Raw genomic sequence first — 19,031 nt, 5'->3', positions numbered from 1 at the left:
GTTAACCCCTCCTCCAAACATGAATAAACTTTTACTACTGTTGTTTAGTGTACTAATGTATACACGTAGTTTTTCGCAGACAGAATTTAATAGAGATACAGAAAATAGATTTATTGGATCTATTACCAGCAGTGCGATTTCTAATGAAGTAGAACCTAAAGGTTTAATGGATAGTTTTACATTAGGCATCCAGTGGTGGGATTTTTTAGGTGAACCTTTGGAGTTTTACTCGTTTAAATGGGAGGCATCCGGTTCAATTATACTTGGTACCGGTAAAATATTAAACCGAAAAGATTTAGAAAAGTACCCAGACCTATTAAAAAGGTTTGACAATATTCAACCATCAAAAATAAGTATGGTTATTTCTGGAAATAAGGATAATAGAGTTGATTCCGACTTTACCTATAAATTATCCGATTGGCAGATATTATATTCGAAAGCAGGGGTACAATCGAAAAACTTGTCTCCTGGAAGTCCTGAAACTTGGAATGATTTTTGGCAATGGAATTGGGGACTTACGAATTCTCAAGAACATAATATACCGAAATCTGAATTTAAAAACCTCTCAAGTACACAGAAAAACGAACTACTTGGTAAACTAAAGACAAAGTTCGACAACTGTACTACAATTTATCTAAAAGCCCATATAGATAAATTGGAATGGCCTAAATATGAAATTGAAAGTATATATGATACTTTCTTAAGCTATGAAAAAGGAGAAGAAAAACCTTCACCGTTTGAAGAATTAAAGGCTGCTGAAAAAACGATTGCTAAAGAAACTACTTATACAAAAGATGATTTTTGGGGTGATATTACTCCTAAGAAAAATCCTGAATTGGAAATGTTTAAAAATGAATCAGGTAATTATGGAGTTAAAACAAAAGGAGAAAATAAAGTAATTCTTTCACCTGATGATTATAGGCATATTGAGGAAATAGAACTTGATACGGCTAAAAAAATAGATAACCAATACTTTTTTGTAAGGCTTAGGCTAAGTTTTAGGGAATATAGAATGAATGAATATCAAATCGTAGCTAGAAATGGTAATAAATCAACGGAAATTTTCTGGCGTCACAAGGTACATCTAGAAGAATATTCTGTGCATACAAATAATGGGTGGATTAAGAGAAATCCGAAAGTAGTTGAATATGAAATTGAGATAGATAAGGATATGGCTAAAAACCGCAATAATAGTTGGGTAGGAGATTCTGAAATTAGAATATACGATGAAAATCTAAATTTAATTGAAACTTACTATAGAACTTATGATTAATGCTCTTCAAATCAATTATATGAAATATCTACATCTATCCAATTTTAATATAAGTAAGGTACTAATTTTTATAGCCTTTTGCTTATTTAATATTTTTGGTTCTCAATCAATGGAACCAATAGTTGCACAAGATTCTAAGGAGTATTATAAAGAGGCAGAAACAGCGTTTGAGTCCGGTAATTATGATAATAGTATTATATATGCCAATAAAGCCAAGAATTTATTAGGAAGAACAAACCCTAAAATAGAATCACTACTCATGCAAGCCTATTATAAAAATGGAGACATAGTTAAGGCTAAAATTGCATATGAGACCTTTCTTAAGGTAACACCGCCCCAAAAACAAAGTTCTGAACTATTTGAAAGTTATAAAAAAACGGGAGCGTTAATAGATAGTGCTTTTAACGAACTAGAAAGAAAGTACCAACAACAAAAAATTGATAGGCAAAAAGAGGTTGAAAATGTGGCTATCGGTAATGAAAAAAAACAACGCCAAAAAGATAACGACAAACAAGAAGTCGTAAAAACAAAAAAAGAAAACCTGGAGAGGAGACTATTTTTAAAAGCAAAAAAAAGCATAGACCCAGTAGTACTTAAAGCGTATAAAGATAATTTTCCAAATTCATATTTCTCTGAAAAAACCCAGGACTTAATAGACATACTGGATGTTAAAGATGATTTGCCTCTAGCCGAGAACAGAGAAGCTTCGTTTAGGGGAGGTAGTGCTAATTTCAACAAATGGTTATCTCATTATATAATTTACCCTCTTAAAGCTCGTCAAATGGGTGTAGAAGGAACGGTACATGTATCGTTTACAGTTTTAAAAGACGGTAATATATCAGCTATAGAAATTTCAGAAGGAGCTAGTTATTTTAAAGAAGAAGTCATTCGAGTAATGAATATGAGTCCAAAATGGATACCTGCTAAAAAGAATGATGAATTTGTTGAAGAGAGAAAAACAATTGCAATTGATTTTAAATTTGGATAATATATAATTCTGGTCATGTGAATTATACAAGAATCGTTGTAGTCGTTACTACAGGCTATATTCTATATTTAGTTTTTGGGGCCGTGTAATGGTGAACCAAGAATTTTCAACTATTGCAAGAAAAAAATTAAACTGTAGGTTCTTGTGCCCAACAAAGAACTGAGGTGAAAATCATATAAACCCTTCCCTGATTTAAGACCATACTATTCTAGGCCGATAGATTCTAAAACACTAATTTTTTTCTATAACCTTCTTTCTCTACAACCTCATGTTTTTAAACCATTTCACGCAAGAAAACAGAAGAAGGTCAGAGGAAGTGTTTGCGTGAAAAATGTTCATAAATTTCGCAGATTTCAAAAAAAGTTTTTTTTATCCTGTCGTTGGTGTTGCTAAAAATGTCGTTTATCTCTTAAAATTCGTCGATTGTGTTAAAGCTTGTTAAATAAAGCATAACTTTTTTATAAAAAAGTGTTTTAAGGCTAGTTTTGTTATACCAGAAATAACAAACTACCAACGCAAACTTATGAAACTAAAATACATTATTTACACCCTTTTAATTGTAGGATTGGGAGGGATGATAATATATCGTATTAATACCAACTCAAAGATTGGGGAACCCAAAAGCTCTGAAGGTTCCATAAAAGCAACTACCGTAAAAGGCATGGTGTTAAAGCCCCAAAAGTTTAACGATAACATTTCGCTATCGGGTACTTTGGAGGCGAACGAACAGATAGAGATTAGAAGCGAAATTTCGGGTATTGTTCAAAGTATCAATTTTAAGGAAGGTAGTAAGGTAGCCCAAGGGCAAGTACTTTTTACCGTAGACGACATAGAGCTGCAGGCACAACTGTCGAAGGTGAAAACGGCCCAAAAATTGGCGGCTGAAAACGAAAGGCGTGCCCAGTTGTTATTGGACAAACAGGCCATTAGCCAAGAGGAATACGATATTGCCAGTGCCGATTATCAATCGGCCAGTGCCGAAGCTTCGTTAATAGCGGCACAATTATCAAAGACCGTTATAAGGGCTCCTTTTTCCGGTACGATCGGGTTAAGGTCCATTTCAAAGGGAACGTATGTAACCCCTGAGACACCCGTTGCAAAATTGGTGAACACCAGTAAATTAAAATTAACCTTCTCTATTCCTGAAAAGTACGCATCCAAAATAAATATAAACTCCGATTTTATCTTTACTACATCAGATTCGTCAGAGGAGTATACGGCTACCATTTATGCCGTAGAGCCCGAGGTGGAGATAGCAACAAGAACATTGAAAATGCGTGCAGTGGCCGATAATGCCGAGGGGCATCTTTATCCGGGAGCCTATGCGAACGTGGTACTGCCATTGGAAACCATTGAAGATGCCTTATTGGTGCCTTCCGAAGCATTGATACCTGTTCAAAACGGTAAAAAGATATTTATTGTCGAAAATGGTATGGCGAAAGAAATCGATGTTGAAATTGGGGCAAGAACAGGCTCTTCCGTTAGGGTATTGTCTGGTCTGCATGCCGGCGATACGGTTCTCACCTATGGTGTAATGGCGCTTAAAAATGGTGCGCCAGTAGAAGTAGAATTGGATGAACCAGAATTAATGCCCGCTAAATAATGAATTTATCTACCTTAAGCATAAAGCGCCCGGTTCTTGCTATTGTAATGAACATTGCCATCGTATTGTTCGGTCTTATTGGGTACACCTATTTGGGCATACGTGAGTTTCCTTCCATCGATCCCGCTCAAGTATCGGTTAGAACAAGCTATTCCGGAGCCAATGCAGATATTATCGAATCGCAGATTACCGAACCCCTGGAAAAGGCCATTAACTCTATAGATGGTATTCGAAATATTTCTTCTTCCAGTGTACAGGGGTCCAGTTCTATTAGTATAGAGTTTGATTTGGACAAGGATCTGGAAGATGCCGCAAATGATGTAAGGGATAAGGTCTCACAGGCGGTCAGAAGCCTTCCAGATGATTTGGACTCGGCCCCGGTAGTATCCAAATCAGATGCCGATGCACAACGTATACTTTCTATGACCGTACAAAGTGATGATCGGAATATTTTAGAATTGTCCGATTATGCCGAAAATGTCATTGCACAACGTATAGAGACGATCCCCGGGGTAAGTAGTGTTCAGATATGGGGGCAACGTAGATATGCCATGAGGCTGTGGATAGACCCTTTGAAACTAGCTTCCTACGGACTTACCGTTGCCGATGTACGTAATGCCCTGTTGGCCCAAAATGTAGAACTGCCTTCGGGAAAACTTACGGGTACCAATACCGAATTGGCCGTTAAGACCATAGGAAACCTACAGACCGAGGAACAGTTTAACAACATTATTATCATGGCCGAGGGCGAGAAGCTTGTTCGCCTTAGTGATATAGGCAAGGCTTCGTTGGAAGGAGAAAATATGGAGACCAAAATGAGCGATTCTGGTCAGCCAATGGTAGCAACGGCGGTAATTCCACAACCGGGTACCAATTATTTGGAAATTGCCGATGCCTTTTATGAGGAGTATGAAAAACTGAAAAAAGACCTTCCGGAAGGGTTTAAACTCAATGTGGTTATAGACGATACCGTTTTCGTAAGGCGTGCGGTTACAGAGGTGGTAGAAACCCTGATAATTTCTATAATCCTGGTTATTCTGGTTATCTATTTGTTTTTTAGAAATTGGTCTATGGCCCTGCGTCCGCTAATAGATATTCCTGTTTCTTTGATCGCTACTTTCTTTATCATGTGGCTCTTTGGTTTCTCTATAAATGTATTGACATTGTTGGCCATTGTACTGGCCACGGGCTTGGTAGTGGATGATGGTATCGTGGTTACCGAGAATATTTATAAAAAGGTAGAGGAGGGCATGAGCCCCATAGAAGCTGCTATTAAAGGATCTAACGAAATATTTTTTGCCGTTATTTCTATCTCCATAACCTTGGCGGCCGTTTTTCTACCTGTTATATTTTTAGAGGGCTTCGTGGGTAGGTTGTTCAGGGAGTTTGGGGTGGTGCTCGGTGCCGCGGTACTGGTTTCGGCCTTTGTATCGCTTTCGTTGACACCGATGTTAAATGCCTATTTGATAAAACCGGGTAAACAAAAGCAATCTAAATTTTATCATTTTACCGAGAAGTACTTTGTTAAAATGAATGAATCTTATGCGGAATCGCTACGGGTTTTTATGAAAAGAAAGTGGCTTAGCTTTCCTATTTTATTTGTTTGTCTGGGCTTAATAGCACTGTTCTATATTTTACTTCCGAAAGAAACGGCTCCATATGATGACCGTAGTTTTGTTCGGTTGAGCGTTACGGCGCCCGAGGGATCGTCCTATGAATATATGGATCGTTTAATGACCGATATTACCAATTTGATAAACGATTCCATTCCTGAAAAAAAGGTGAGTCTGGTGCTTACATCCCCTGGTTTTGGTTCTTCTTCGGTAAATAGCGGTAGGGCAAATATTGCCCTGGTGGATCCAAGTGAGCGGGAACGTACACAGCACGAGATTGCCGAGGACCTCGGCAGATGGGCCAAAGCTTATGTGGGAGGTAAATCAAACGTATCGGAAAAGCCGACAATTTCAGTGAACAGAAGGGGAGGGCCACCGATCCAGTTTATTATTCAGGCCCAGAACTTCGAAAAGCTGAAAGAAAAGATTCCCGAGTTTATGAAAGAGGCGGAGCAAGATGAAACATTCTCTTTTGTAGATGTGAACCTCAAGTTCGATAAACCTGAGATTTATGTGAACATAAATAGGGAGAAAGCCGAAAGTCTTGGCGTTTCGGTATTGGACGTGGCACAAACCTTACAATTGTCTCTTAGTGGTCAACGTTTTGGTTATTTTTTAATGAACGGAAAACAATATCAGGTAATTGGTCAGTTCGATAAAAAGGATAGGGACGCACCGGTAGACCTGACTTCAATTTTTGTAAAAAACAAAGATGGGCTACTGATCCAATTGGACAATTTGGTAGAAACTACAGAGCATAGTAGTCCGCCACAATTGTATCATAATAACAGATATATGTCCGCGACCATATCGGCAAACCTTGCAGAGGGTAAGACCATAAATGACGGTATAGAGGCTATGGAGGCCATTAAAGAACGGGTCTTGGACGATTCTTTTACCACAGATCTGGGTGGTGAATCTAGAGATTTTGTAGAAAGTAGTTCCAATACCTTGTTCGCCTTCGGATTGGCGTTGTTGTTAATATTCTTGATCTTGGCCGCCCAGTTCGAAAGCTTTGTAGATCCGTTTATTATTATTCTAACGGTGCCTATGGCCGTGGCCGGGGCCATGTTCTCGTTATGGTTGTTTGGGCAGTCTTGGAATATTTTTAGTCAGATCGGAACCATTATGTTGATCGGTCTGGTGACCAAAAACGGAATCTTGATCGTAGAGTTCGCGAATCAGCTAAGAGAGCAGGGCATGCCAAAAAATGAGGCTATTTTAAAGGCTTCCGAATCTAGGTTAAGACCTATTTTAATGACCAGTTTAACCATTGCACTCGGGGCATTGCCTATTGCGCTTTCTTTGGGTGCAGCATCTACCAGTAGAATTGGTATGGGGGTCGTTATTATCGGCGGAACCATGTTTTCATTGGTGCTGACCTTATTTGTGATACCTGCCCTTTACTATCTATGGTCAAGAGATAGGGTAGAAAGACCGGAGTTTAAAGTATTAGAAAGTAATTAAAATGCCATACCATAACCGTATTCTTTTATCAGTAGTTGTTTTATTTAGTTCTATTGTCACAGGTTTTTCCCAAGAGATCCTTACCGTTGATGAGACGGTAAAGTTGGCTTTAAAGAATAACTATGATATTATTATCGCCTCCAACGGTGTAAAGATCGATGAATATGGGGTTAGTCCTGGTTTTGCAGGTATGTTGCCATATGTTGAAGCCAGTATTACCGATGACAATAGTGTTCAAAATAGCTCACAGACACGTTCTGACGGTTCCGTTGTGGAACTGGACAATGCCAGAAACAGTAGTTTGGATTATGGGGTTGCCTTGGATTGGACCTTGTTCGACGGGTTTGGTATGTTCGCCAATTATGAGCAATTAAAAGAAAATAAAAAGTTGGGCGATGCCGAGCTAAAGCAGGTAATTTTATCTACGGTAGGTGATGTAATGGTTACGTATTACGATCTGGTACAGCAACAACAGCAACTATCTGCACTGGACAGTACCATTATAATATCGAAGCAAAGGGTAGAGTTGGCGCAGAACAGGTTTACCATTGGAAAGGCCTCTAAACTAGAGGTGTTAAATGCCGAAGTGGACCTGAATACGGATTTGACCTTAATGAAGCGTCAGAAAGAACTATATGCGAATACTAAGATTCAACTTAACCAACAACTGGCGCGTGACTTGGATACCGATTTTAAGGTGTCTCCCGAGATTTTTGTGGACGAAAGTCTATTGTTGCCCGATCTTGAGACTATGGTGCTCAATGAGAATCCGCAATTATTGGCCATGGAAATAAATAAAAGAATAGCCGAACTGGAATTAAAACAGGTGAAAGCTGCCAGGTACCCTACCATATATGCTACTACAGGTTATGATTTTGGTAAATCGGAATCTAGCCTTGGGTTTAATACCAGTTCTGAATCTCGGGGATTCAGTTATGGTTTTGGGGCAACCCTGAATTTGTTCGATGGTTTTAATCAAAATAGAAGCGAGAAGATAGGAAAACTGAACATCGAGAACACAGAGGTAGAAATTGCAAAACAAAAACAAGAACTTTTGGCTCTTTTGGGTACTACCTACCAAACCTATCTCACAAATATCAGTCTAATAGAGCTAGAAGGTAATAACGAGGCCATTGCCAAAGAAAATTTGGACATTACCGTAGAGAAATATAGAATAGGTATTATACCCACCATAGAGTTTAGAACGGCCCAATTAAACTACATAAACGCTAAAGTACGCTTTAGTAATGCCAAATTTCAGGCGAAAGTATCAGAAATTGTACTGAAGCAACTCGCAGGAAATTTATCTATTTAACCAATAAGGTGCTTTCTTTTACAGGATCAGTCCACTACAAATTTAAAACCTGCGGTAACTATACCTGAGGAGAAAGTAGTGTCTCTATCGTACTTGTAATATTTTAGGTCGATACTCTTTAAACCAAGACGCCAAAGATGTGCGCTGGTAAATATATCGGTGTAAGAGACACCAAAACCAAACTGGTTGGCGGAATATTCAGAAAGGTCATAATCGGAGGTGTAAAACTCTTCTGTTGATAAATGGGTTTCGTAAGGGGCAAAGTAATCTGCCATTGTCTGATTGTAAAACCTATAAGAGGGATACAGGGTAAATTTATCGGTAATCTTTACAGGAACTTCAATACTTGCCGTATGTGAGTTAATGCCCCAATCATCAAAATAATAACGATAAAAAGTACGTACCGTTACTGTTTCGTTTACATACCAATGCAATCTTCCTCCCATGGCAATTTTAAATCGGCTATCGGGTAGGCGCTCCACATCGTCGGCCAAATGAAAGTCTTCGATAAAACTATCGGCTACATCACTGAAATATACGCGCTGAAAAGGAGTGGACAACAAACCTTCCTGTTTAACAAAATCCAAGGCCAGGGAACCTTGCACATTCTTATGCAGTATTTGAGAAAAACCAAAACCTAAAGAGTAAGAGTTTCTGTTGTCTTTGTCAAATTCGGTGAAATTGGGATTGTAAGCGGTATTTCCCGTTATTTCGGTAGGTCTAAAAAAGCCGATGCCATTGTTTCCAAAAGGTCTTAGTTCAAAGGGGTATATAGTTTTCCAAGAATCTAGATAAATATTTCCGTTGACACTTACTTCGGTATTTTTTTCGTTGAAAAGTTTAGTGTATCCTCCACCAAAACCGAAAGAGAAATAATCGTACTCGGAAGAGACGGACACTTTGGCCGACCAAATATCATTTCTATCGTCGGAACTATGACTGTAAGAGCCGGTAAAATTTACCCAAGTATCCGATCTAGAGGCTCCGGAACTGGCCACAAAAGGGTCGGCGGCTTCCGAACCGTCAAAAGGGTTTACATTACTGGAAGAAGCCGAAGTATAGGCAGATACCCCTGCATCTATGGTTAAGACATCATCGTCGTTCAATGGTATGGAAACAACAAATGTTCCCGTTACGTCCGTTAGCTCCTCTGTACCAACACCACCGCTTACGGCCGCATTGTCGCCATCTTGGGAGTAATAGCTTGTTAAAAAGTCTACTTCCGTACTTTCCAAAACACGTTTTTTGTAGGATGAAACGTCACCCGTTTCTTGCGAAAGAAGAGATAGGTACGTTAATGCCGATAATAAGAATAAATAATATTTTAATTGTTTCATGGTTTGTTACCGTTACTAGATTATTAATTGCAACCGCAGCCTCCTCCGGTTTTTCCCCCATTGGCACCAGAGGCCGCTTCGCGGTACGAATGCATGGTAGACACGTTACGGTCGCAATTTTTATCGGCGAGTATCATATCGGGGTCATTGAGATTAACTTTGTCATATTCCTTTACCACGACACAGCTGCTAAAAGAACTGAGTATAACGGCAAACATTAATGCTTTTTTTATCATAATTTTTCTATTTCTATATGCTTCGATTTTGAAATATTGCCTTTATCATCAATGATGATGCACTCAATTTTTGGCATTTGGTTTATTCTATCAAGACCTATGTCTTTTCCCATTACAAAAACGGAGGTGGCAAGGGCATCTGCCAATTCTGCTTTAGGGGCAAATACGGTAACACTGATAATTCCACTAGACGGATACCCGCTTCTGGGATCTATAATGTGACTATATCTTTTACCGTTAAAGTTTACATACTTTTCGTAGTTGCCAGAGGTAACCACGGCCCCGTTGGTAATGGGCAGTAATGCAAAGACCTTATTTTTGTCCAAAGGGTTGGTAATGGCTACTTTCCAATCATTTCCATTCGGTTGTTTGCCCCATGTGTTCATGTCTCCCGAAGCATTGATGATGCCGGCAACAACACCTTTGCTCATCAATAATTTTTTGGCCATATCCGCGGCGTATCCCTTTCCGATGGCACCAAAACCAATTTTCATTCCCGGTAGTTTTAGAAAAACAGATCTTTCTTCGTCATTTAAAACAATATTCTGAAACCCGACCTTGGCCACCGAGGATTTTATTTCCTCCTTAGAGGGCATAACCGTCATGCTACCATCAAATTTCCAGATACGGTCCATAGAGGCATAACTAATATCGAAGGCACCATCGGTAAGTTTAGAAATACCAATGGCCCTTTTTATCAGTGCATAGAGTTCAGGGGCCACTTTTACCGGTTTTATACCAGCGTTTCTATTAATTTCAGAGGTTTGAGAATTTTTGTCCCAAGAAGATATGAGCTTTTCTATTCGCGTTATTTCTGCTACTGCATCACTTATATAACCATTGGCGGTAACCGAATCGTTGGCCACAACGGTGATATCAAAACGGCTCCCCATTAACTTTAGGGTTCTCAGATAATTCTGTTGCCCTAAAGCAATGTTACAACAAAAGACAAGCGCTATGAGTAAAAGCTTTTTCAAATTATTTTATAAAATTGTTTAGTAGGGCGATGTATTTTTTTGGTCCCATTTTCTTGTAACTTGTTTCGCCTAAAACGTTTCCATCTTTGTCCAATACCACTACTAAAGGAAACACCCCCATTTGATTGTATTGTTCGGCCAATTTTTTATTGGCATTCAGTTGCTCTTCGGGCAATTTGTTTTTCTTTCTTCTGGGAAAATCCGCCTGAAGCATTATATAATGTTCCTTGGCATATGTTTGAAACTCTTTGGTGCTCCATACCTCCCTATCCAGTTTTATGCAGGGGGCACACCAATCGGATCCCTGAAAAACAAGAATAATAGTTTTGTCCTCTTTAGAGGCAATCTCTTTGGCTTCTTCAAAATCATGTTTCCAGTCTTGGGCACATAATGTCGTTAGACCGGTCATAAAAAGCACTACGATCAATTTTATCTTTCTGTTCACTTTATTTTCTATTTAATAATGTTTTGGTCATTTTGTACTTCAGAACCATGTAACATATAATACCTATTTTCAAAAGAAATGTTATTCAGTGATAAGGTTATAAGAACCTAAGGTCAAAAATTGAGTGTCCGGCTGAAAGTCACTACTGTTGTCTATAGGTACATAACCATTATATGCATCGTTACTTACTTTAACTATATTTTGCGTAAAATAATATGTATCACCTTCTTTTTTGTCCAATAACAATACGGTATTATGGTCATTTGTTTTTACGACCGCTGTACTGGGCAATGCATTTAATAGGGTTTCTTCTGTAATTATTTCAGCTTCTACGAACATGCCCGTCAAAAAGTTTTCTTCGTCCTCGTCCTCTAGGTGCCCATGTACTTTAATGGTCCTGTTCTTTTCAATGGCCGTACCTACCAAATGTACTTTCGCCTTATATTTTTTATTGGAGGCCTCGGGAATAGTAAAGATTATTTTTTGTTCTTTCTTTACGTTCATAATATCTTTTTCAAATACATTGAGCTCTAAGTGCACATGGCTGTTATCTATTATTTCCATAATCGGGGTGGCAGGGGAGACATAGGTGCCCTTGGTGACGTTTACACTGGTAATACTACCCGAAATAGGCGCATTTATCGTTACATAAGAAACTAATTTTCCGGCTTTTACGTTTGTCGGTGAAATGTTGAGCATTTTTAATTGCTTTTCGAGGCCGGTATGTTTTGCCACAGCAGATTTATAGTCGCTTTCCGCTTTTAAGAAGTTTTTCTGCGAGGTAATATTCTCTGCTTGCATAATCTTATGTCGTTCATATTCTGCCCTTAAAAACCCCAGTTGTTCGTTTACTTCCATGTATTGTTGTTGAAGGCTTATAAATTCAGGGTTTTCTATGGTCACCAATGTTTGTCCCTTCTTAACTTTATCACCAATTAAAAATGGGGTCGTTTTTATATAACCGCCCATGGTGGCGTTTACCACCGCTTTATTTTCGGGCGGTACATCTATCATGCCATTGGCACTTATTATTATTGGAAAGGACTTTTTTTCCAAAGCGCCCAATTGCATATCCAATTTGTTAAACTGATCTTGGGTAACTTTTATAACGGATGAGTTGCCGCTATCTAGGCCGTTTTCATTTTTTGTGGTGGTATCTTTATTTTCTCCACAACCCGATGCGCCGTAAACTATGGCTAGTAATAATATTTTATATATATACGATTTCATAAGATTTGTTTTAAAGAGTTAGGTAATTAATGGTAATAACTGTTTGATTGTAGTCCTTTAGCTTGTTTAAGTAGTCTATTTTTACCTCATAGGCACTTTCCAAGCTTTGTATGTACTGGTAAAAATCTATTTCACCATTTTTGAAATTGCCATTGGCGGTTTTTAGAATTTCATCGGATAACATACTTCCTTCGTTTTCATAGTAGGTCAATGTCTCTTGCAATGTGACAAGCTTTCTTTTTAATGTCGAAAGTTTTGTGTTCAGTCCAATTTCATATTCCCTGTATTCAGATTCTGCACGTAACCGATCAATTTTGGCAGCCTTGATACGTGAAGCTTGTCCTGTAAAGAACAAGGGGATTTTTAATCCCAACTGGTAGCCGTGCAAATTTTCGTTTAAACCAGCATTGCTTCCTTGAAAATAACTGATACCTATGTCGGGAAGCAATTGCTGGTTTTCCAAATTGTTTTGGGCCCGACTAATATTGATCTGGTTTTTGTAAAAATCTATTTCAGGACTATTTTCTATGTCTATAGAACGCATTGGTACTTTTAAGACAGGTTCTATAGCAATGTCTAATTTTTCTTTAGACTGTACTGTTTTAAGTAGGTTTTGAAGGGTAATGGCCATGTTCTTTTGAGCATCCAAATATTTTAGTTGTATTTGTTTTTGTTTGGAAGCAGCCGTTATTTTTTCTAGATAATTGGTTTCTCCCAATTCATAACGCCGTTTGGCGATATTGGCAAAATCACTATACAAGCTGTCCAATATATGATACACATTTGCCATCTCATAGGCTACTTGGTACTCATAATATTGGGTCGTCACCTCTTTTTCCAATCTTTTTTTCTGAATACGATAGGCGCTTCCCGAAAGATTGTATTTGGCTTTGTTTACCTTTTTCTCAGAAAAATAGACTGTAGGGAATTTAAAGTTTTGTTGTACGCCGAAAACCTGTAAGGGCTCGTTGTTAATGGCTATATTGTTTTCATCGAACTGATAATAAACACTAGTTTTTTCAAAATCGTAGGCGCTGTTGATCAAAGCATCAGATCGGTCCATATTAAGTTTGTAGGCCTTTAGACCGGCATTGTTCTCCATGGCGATGGGCAACAACTCTTTTAAGTTTTTTTTATCGCTTTGTGCATTTAAAGATGTGGATGAGCATAATAGCACAATGCCGATTATCCCCAAAGCGCCTGGTAGCTTTTTAGCTGGGTGGCTTTTAGAGCGGTAGAGATAAGAATATAAAACGGGCAATACCACTAATGTAAGTAATGTTGCAGTTATTAAACCGCCTATAACCACTGTTGCGAGAGGTCTTTGCACTTCGGCACCTGCATTGGTAGATATTGCCATTGGCAGAAAACCTAGGGCGGCTGCCGAGGCCGTTAGTAAAACAGCACGTAACCTGTCTTTGGCCCCTTGTTTTATCAACGTGTCCATGTCTTTAAAACCTTCTTTTTTTAATTCTTTAAAATGCTCTATCAATACAATTCCGTTTAATACGGCTATTCCAAAAAGGGCAATAAAACCTACACCTGCGGAAATACTGAAAGGCAAATCCCTTATCCATAAAAGAAAAACGCCGCCAACGGCCGCTAGTGGTATGGCGGAGTAGATCATTAATGCTTCTTTAATGGATTTGAAAGCAAAATAGAGCAGTATAAATATGAGAATAAGGGCTATGGGCACTGCAACCAATAACCTTGCCTTGGCACTTTGTAAATTTTCGAATTGCCCCCCATAACTAATGGAATAGCCTGCAGGTAATGTTATATGCTCGTTGACCAAGGTTTTTATATCGTCTACGACAGATTGTAGGTCCCTGTTTCTGACATTGACACCTACGACAATTCGTCTTCGGGTATCATCTCTCGATATTTTTGCAGCTCCTTTTTTATACGAGATATCGGCCAATTCACTTAGAGGAATTTTTCCTCCCGAGGGTAGATCTACATACAGGTTTTTAAGATTGTCTATATCTTTTCTTTTTTCGGCATCGAGCCTTACGACGAGATCAAACTTTTTTTCTCCCTCAAAAACACTGCCGGCCGTTTTTCCGGCAAAGCCCATGGTAACCATATCGTTGAGCTCTTGAATATTGAGCCCGTAACGCGCAATTTTAGAGCGATTGTATTTAACGTTCATCTCCGGTAATCCAGCAACTTTTTCGACAGAAATATCCGCGGCCCCATCTACATTTTTTATCAGATCGCCTATTTCTTTACCCTTGTTGGCAAGAATATCTAGATCTTCGCCAAATATCTTAATGGCTATATCTGCCCTTACACCTGTAATTAGTTCATTAAAACGCATTTCAATGGGCTGGGTAAACTCAACTCCCATGCCAGGGATAACGGCCAAAGCTTCCTTGAACTTATCGGCGAGTTCGTCTTTAGAGGATGCAGATGTCCATTCGCTTTTTGGTTTTAGCGTTATAATTACATCACTTTCTTCCATAGACATGGGATCGGTGGGTACTTCTGCAGCCCCTATCCGGGTAATTACCTGATCTACTTCAGGGAATTTTTGTAGTAAAATCTTTTCTATTTCCATAGAGGTCTCTACCGTATTGCTCAAAGAGGTTCCGGTTTTTAAAACAGGCTGTATTACAAAATCACCTTCATCCAATGTTGGTACAAATTCGCCACCCATAGAGATGTACAAATAGGTGGCCGTCGCCAATAGGGCAGTGGCTATGCCCAGAACAATTTTTTTCTTGCCCAAGGCCCAGTCTATGATCGGATCATATTTTGTTCGCAACCACTTCATTAAACGAACAGAGATGTTCTTGTCGCTTACTTTTGAAGGTTTTAGAAATAGGGAAGCTACTACAGGTACGTAGGTGAAACATAAGAGCATGGCGCCGATCAATGCAAAGCTGAAGGTAAGTGCCATTGGCTTGAACATTTTGCCTTCTACACCGCTCAATGATAAAATTGGGATGAATACGATTAGTATAATAAGTTGCCCGAAAATGGCAGAGTTCATCATTTTTGAAGCTCCCTTAAAAGTAATGCCATCTTTTAGTGCTTGTTGCTCCTTTACCGTCAGGGAGTTGATTTTATCGTGTTCTTTTGTAATCTGAAAGGCTATGAATTCGACAATGATGACGGCACCGTCTATAATAATTCCGAAATCAATGGCGCCAAGGCTCATTAAATTGGCATCGACACCAAAAATATACATCATTGACAGGGCAAAAAGTAAACATAAAGGAATTACCGAGGCCACCACTAGTCCTGAACGAAGGTTACCCAGTAGCAATACGACTACGAAGATGACGATCAAGCAGCCCAGAACAAGGTTTTCGGTGACGGTAAAGGTTGTTTTGGCAATAAGGTCGCTGCGGTCCAAAAAAGGATTTATATATACGCCCTTTGGCAATGACTTAGAGATAGCCGCGACTCTTTCCTTAACCGCGTCGATTACTTTTTTTGAGTTGGCATCCTTTAACATCATTACCTGCCCCAACACCTTTTCTCCTTCCCCGTTTCCGGTAATGGCACCAAAACGAATGGCGTTTCCAAAACCTACCTTGGCAACATCTTTGATATAAATGGGAATACCATTTTCGTTTTTTACTACAATATTCTCTATATCTGACAATGAGGATATTAACCCTTCCCCGCGAATAAAAAAAGCTTGGTTTACCTTTTCTATATATCCGCCACCGGTGACACTGTTATTCGTTTCCAGGGCCTTGAATACATCGCTTGCACTAATATTCATGGCATTTAACTTATCTGTATTGATGGCAACTTCGTACTGTTTTAAAAAACCGCCCCAAGTATTTACCTCTACGACCCCGGGGATACCCGACAGTTGCCTTTTAACGAGCCAATCTTGAATGGTTCTTAAATCTTCTGGGGTATATTGGTCTTTGTATTTTGGTTCAACATCCAAAATATATTGATATATTTCACCAAGCCCCGTTGTAATGGGACCCATTTCCGGTGAGCCAAAACCTTCGGGAATCTTTTCCGAGGCCGATTTTATTTTTTCGGCTATAAGTTGTCTGGGTAGAAAAGAACCCATGTCTTCCTCAAATACAATGGTTACCACTGAAAGACCGAATTTTGATACGGAACGAATCTCTAAAACACCTGGAAGGTTGGCCATTTCCAATTCTACCGGATAGGTTATAAACTGTTCTATATCTTGGGTAGATAGGTTGCGCGACGTGGTAATTACCTGTACCTGGTTATTGGTAACATCGGGTACGGCTCCTATAGGTATTTTTGATAGGGAATAGAACCCAAAACCTATAATAAAACATGTAAATAATAGAACAATAAACTTGTTCTTAATACTGAAATTAATAATATATGATAGCATTTGACATAAAATAATCAACGTTGAAAATACCCTGTGAAATTTCCAGGGGCTACTAAAAAATAAAACTGTTGATTATGACTGCCGAGGTGGTTGTAACAGGCCCATTGCATGCAAAGAAGAAGAAGGTGCCTGATAATGGAAATTGCTACTATTGGACTCTGAAAATAGAGGAGAGCCCAGTTCGGGGTTAAAGGAATTTGCTGTATATACAACCACAGAAGTCAAATGGCAATGGTGCTGAAAAGGCAACTGCTCATGTTCTTCTTTTTCTTCTTGGTGTTCGCGGTCGTGTTCCGCCTTGAGTTCCCCGTAATGTTTTGATATAAAAACTAAAACATTGTCCCCATATTGTTCACTATGAAACTTCGCATGCTCGATAAAATTATCAATTTGGGCAATATCATCTGTATGCAGTCCAAAACTCTGTAGCAGAATTAAAAATGAAATTGATATGGAAATTACTTTGCTCACTAATACGAAGTTATAAAAAAGTAGTGAGATAAAGGAGCATAAAACGAATATATGTGGCAACAGAAGCTTTATAGATGTTAATAATTTCTTATCGGAATTGAATTTAGTATTAAAGTCAACAATTACTTTTGCAGACTTTTGAACCTTATGAAGAAATTAGAAGTTGGCGATAAAGTTTATAATACCAAACAAAATGGGTTTGATGATTTTGTCAGATATTCATTTTCAGAAGTTGTTCGACTTACCAAGACCTTGGCTGTTTTAAAGAACGGGGTTAGACTAATAAACCAACCAAAGGCATCGTACATAACTGAAGATGTGGGATATTCCGTATCACGACAAAAAGGAGTACACTGGCATATTGTTTCGTTAGATGCCATAAGAAGGGCACAAATTGAAAACGAAAAAATTGCGGCCTACGATTGGTTTGAGGAGAAGGAATTTACCATTGAGGAAAAAGTGAAAATCTATAGATTCTTTAAATCCATGGAAAATTGACTTATTTTTAATTTTAAAATAGAACTATGCCAGGATTTGAACTTTTTGGAGAAAAAGAAAGAGAAAGTGTAAATGATGTATTGGACTCTGGGGTATTGATGCGCTACGGTTTTGATGGAATGCGCCAGGGGCATTGGAAAGCCAAGGAGTTAGAAAAGGCACTAACCACAAGAATGCAGGTAAAGTATGCGCAGGTAGTAAGCAGTGGAACGGCCGCTTTGACCGTAGCGTTGGCAAGTGCCGGAGTAGGGGCCGGTGACGAAGTAATTATGCCCACATTTACTTTTGTGGCCAGTTTTGAGGCTGTGTTGGCTATTGGTGCCGTACCTGTTTTGGTAGATGTAGACGATACCTTAACCTTGAACCCGGACTCGGTAGAAAAAGCGGTTACCGAGAAGACCAAGGTAGTTATGCCCGTACATATGTGTGGATCCATGGCCGATCTAAAACGTTTAAAAGCAATTTGCGACAATCATAACCTATTATTGATAGAAGATGCATGCCAGGCAATAGGAGGCAGCTATGAGGGCAAACCCTTGGGTAGTTATGGAGATATAGGCTGTTTTTCGTTCGATTATGTAAAGACCATTACATGTGGTGAAGGTGGTGCCTTGATTACCGATAATGAAAAGTACTACACTAATGCGGACCACTATTCGGATCATGGGCATGATCATATAGGGAATAATAGGGGGGCGGAGTCCCATCCATTTTTAGGGTATAACTATCGAATCTCGGAATTGAACGCCGCTGTGGGTTGCGCACAGATCCAACGATTGGACGAATTTTTAAATACTCAGAAAAGACATTACAGTATTCTTCGAAACAGTTTGGAAGAAATTGAAGGGGTGACTTTTAGACGTGTACCCGACAATGGCGTAGAGAATTATTCTTTTCTCAGTTTCTTTTTGCCTTCTGGAGACCTTGCCAGAAAAATACATAGCTCTCTTACCAACGGGGGAGTCGATGCCTGTTTTTATTGGTTTGATAATAATTGGCACTATTATAGAAAATGGGAACATTTGACCAATTTAAAATCTTTGGGAAAATTACCCCAAGAAGTAAGAAATCAGCTTCCGGACTATAGTGCATCCGATTTTTCATTGTCCGACAAGTGGGTGGGTAAAACCATTTCTTGTTTAATTAAGTTGAGCTGGTCAGAGGAAGAAGTAAAGGCACGTGCACTAAAAATGAAAGAGATCATTGGTAGTCTATTGTAGGTATTTTATTTTGTAA

The 19,031-nt window shown here is 38.9% G+C and carries 14 protein-coding genes; 7 read left to right on the top strand and 7 right to left on the bottom strand.

The genetic code is table 11. From position 1 onward, the window contains the following. Positions 1-19 precede the first annotated feature (19 nt). The 5 genes from AB657_RS05755 to AB657_RS05735 all read left to right on the top strand — a co-directional run bounded on the left by AB657_RS05755 (position 20) and on the right by AB657_RS05735 (position 8,259). The gene (locus AB657_RS05755) at positions 20-1,273 is read left to right on the top strand and encodes a hypothetical protein (protein ID WP_157491595.1); all 1,254 of its coding nucleotides are present in this window, start codon (positions 20-22) and stop codon (positions 1,271-1,273) included. After that, positions 1,245-2,261 carry a TonB family protein gene (locus tag AB657_RS17615; RefSeq protein ID WP_157491594.1) on the top strand — a complete coding sequence of 339 codons (1,017 nt, stop codon included), beginning with the start codon at positions 1,245-1,247 and terminating at the stop codon, positions 2,259-2,261. The genes AB657_RS05755 and AB657_RS17615 overlap by 29 nt, the downstream gene beginning before the upstream one ends. A 523-nt stretch (positions 2,262-2,784) precedes the next feature. After that, positions 2,785-3,864 (top strand): efflux RND transporter periplasmic adaptor subunit, encoded by a 1,080-nt coding sequence (locus AB657_RS05745; RefSeq protein WP_047245620.1) that lies wholly within the window; start codon positions 2,785-2,787, stop codon positions 3,862-3,864. Then, positions 3,864-6,944, top strand: a complete 3,081-nt coding sequence (locus AB657_RS05740; RefSeq protein WP_047245619.1) for an efflux RND transporter permease subunit — start codon at positions 3,864-3,866, stop codon at positions 6,942-6,944. The genes AB657_RS05745 and AB657_RS05740 overlap by 1 nt, the downstream gene beginning before the upstream one ends. A gap of 1 nt (position 6,945) precedes the next feature. Then, entirely contained in the window at positions 6,946-8,259 is a 1,314-nt protein-coding gene (locus tag AB657_RS05735) for a TolC family protein (protein ID WP_047245618.1), read from the top strand. 26 nt (positions 8,260-8,285) lie between these two features. On the opposite strand, the gene AB657_RS05730 is transcribed toward AB657_RS05735, so the two are convergent. The 7 genes from AB657_RS05730 to AB657_RS05700 form a co-directional block, all read right to left on the bottom strand. Then, entirely contained in the window at positions 8,286-9,596 is a 1,311-nt protein-coding gene (locus tag AB657_RS05730) for a DUF3570 domain-containing protein (protein ID WP_047245617.1), read from the bottom strand. 23 nt (positions 9,597-9,619) lie between these two features. After that, a complete protein-coding gene (locus AB657_RS05725) occupies positions 9,620-9,832 on the bottom strand; it encodes a DUF4266 domain-containing protein (RefSeq protein WP_047245616.1) in 213 nt (70 codons plus the stop codon). Then, positions 9,829-10,809, bottom strand: coding sequence for an FAD:protein FMN transferase (locus AB657_RS05720; protein ID WP_047245615.1), 981 nt, complete (start codon positions 10,807-10,809; stop codon positions 9,829-9,831). Before AB657_RS05720 ends, AB657_RS05725 begins: the two co-directional genes overlap by 4 nt. Position 10,810: 1 nt before the next feature. After that, entirely contained in the window at positions 10,811-11,254 is a 444-nt protein-coding gene (locus tag AB657_RS05715; protein ID WP_394332521.1) for a thioredoxin family protein, read from the bottom strand. Between the two features lie 81 nt (positions 11,255-11,335). Further along, a complete protein-coding gene (locus tag AB657_RS05710; RefSeq protein WP_047245613.1) occupies positions 11,336-12,484 on the bottom strand; it encodes an efflux RND transporter periplasmic adaptor subunit in 1,149 nt (382 codons plus the stop codon). A 10-nt stretch (positions 12,485-12,494) separates the two neighbouring features. Further along, on the bottom strand, positions 12,495-16,826 hold the full coding sequence (locus tag AB657_RS05705) for a CusA/CzcA family heavy metal efflux RND transporter (RefSeq protein ID WP_047245612.1): 4,332 nt from the start codon (positions 16,824-16,826) through the stop codon (positions 12,495-12,497). Between the two features lie 72 nt (positions 16,827-16,898). Next, a complete protein-coding gene (locus AB657_RS05700; RefSeq protein WP_047245611.1) occupies positions 16,899-17,297 on the bottom strand; it encodes a hypothetical protein in 399 nt (132 codons plus the stop codon). A 147-nt stretch (positions 17,298-17,444) separates the two neighbouring features. On the opposite strand from AB657_RS05700, the gene AB657_RS05695 reads away from it, so the two are divergent. After that, on the top strand, positions 17,445-17,795 hold the full coding sequence (locus AB657_RS05695) for a hypothetical protein (protein ID WP_047245610.1): 351 nt from the start codon (positions 17,445-17,447) through the stop codon (positions 17,793-17,795). A 26-nt stretch (positions 17,796-17,821) separates the two neighbouring features. Continuing rightward, positions 17,822-19,015 (top strand): DegT/DnrJ/EryC1/StrS family aminotransferase, encoded by a 1,194-nt coding sequence (locus AB657_RS05690; RefSeq protein WP_047245609.1) that lies wholly within the window; start codon positions 17,822-17,824, stop codon positions 19,013-19,015. Positions 19,016-19,031 lie beyond the last annotated feature (16 nt).

The sequence above is a fragment of the Maribacter thermophilus genome (assembly GCF_001020565.1).
GTDB classification, from domain to species: Bacteria; Bacteroidota; Bacteroidia; order Flavobacteriales; family Flavobacteriaceae; genus Maribacter; species Maribacter thermophilus.
This window is presented reverse-complemented; position numbering and strand designations above follow the sequence as displayed.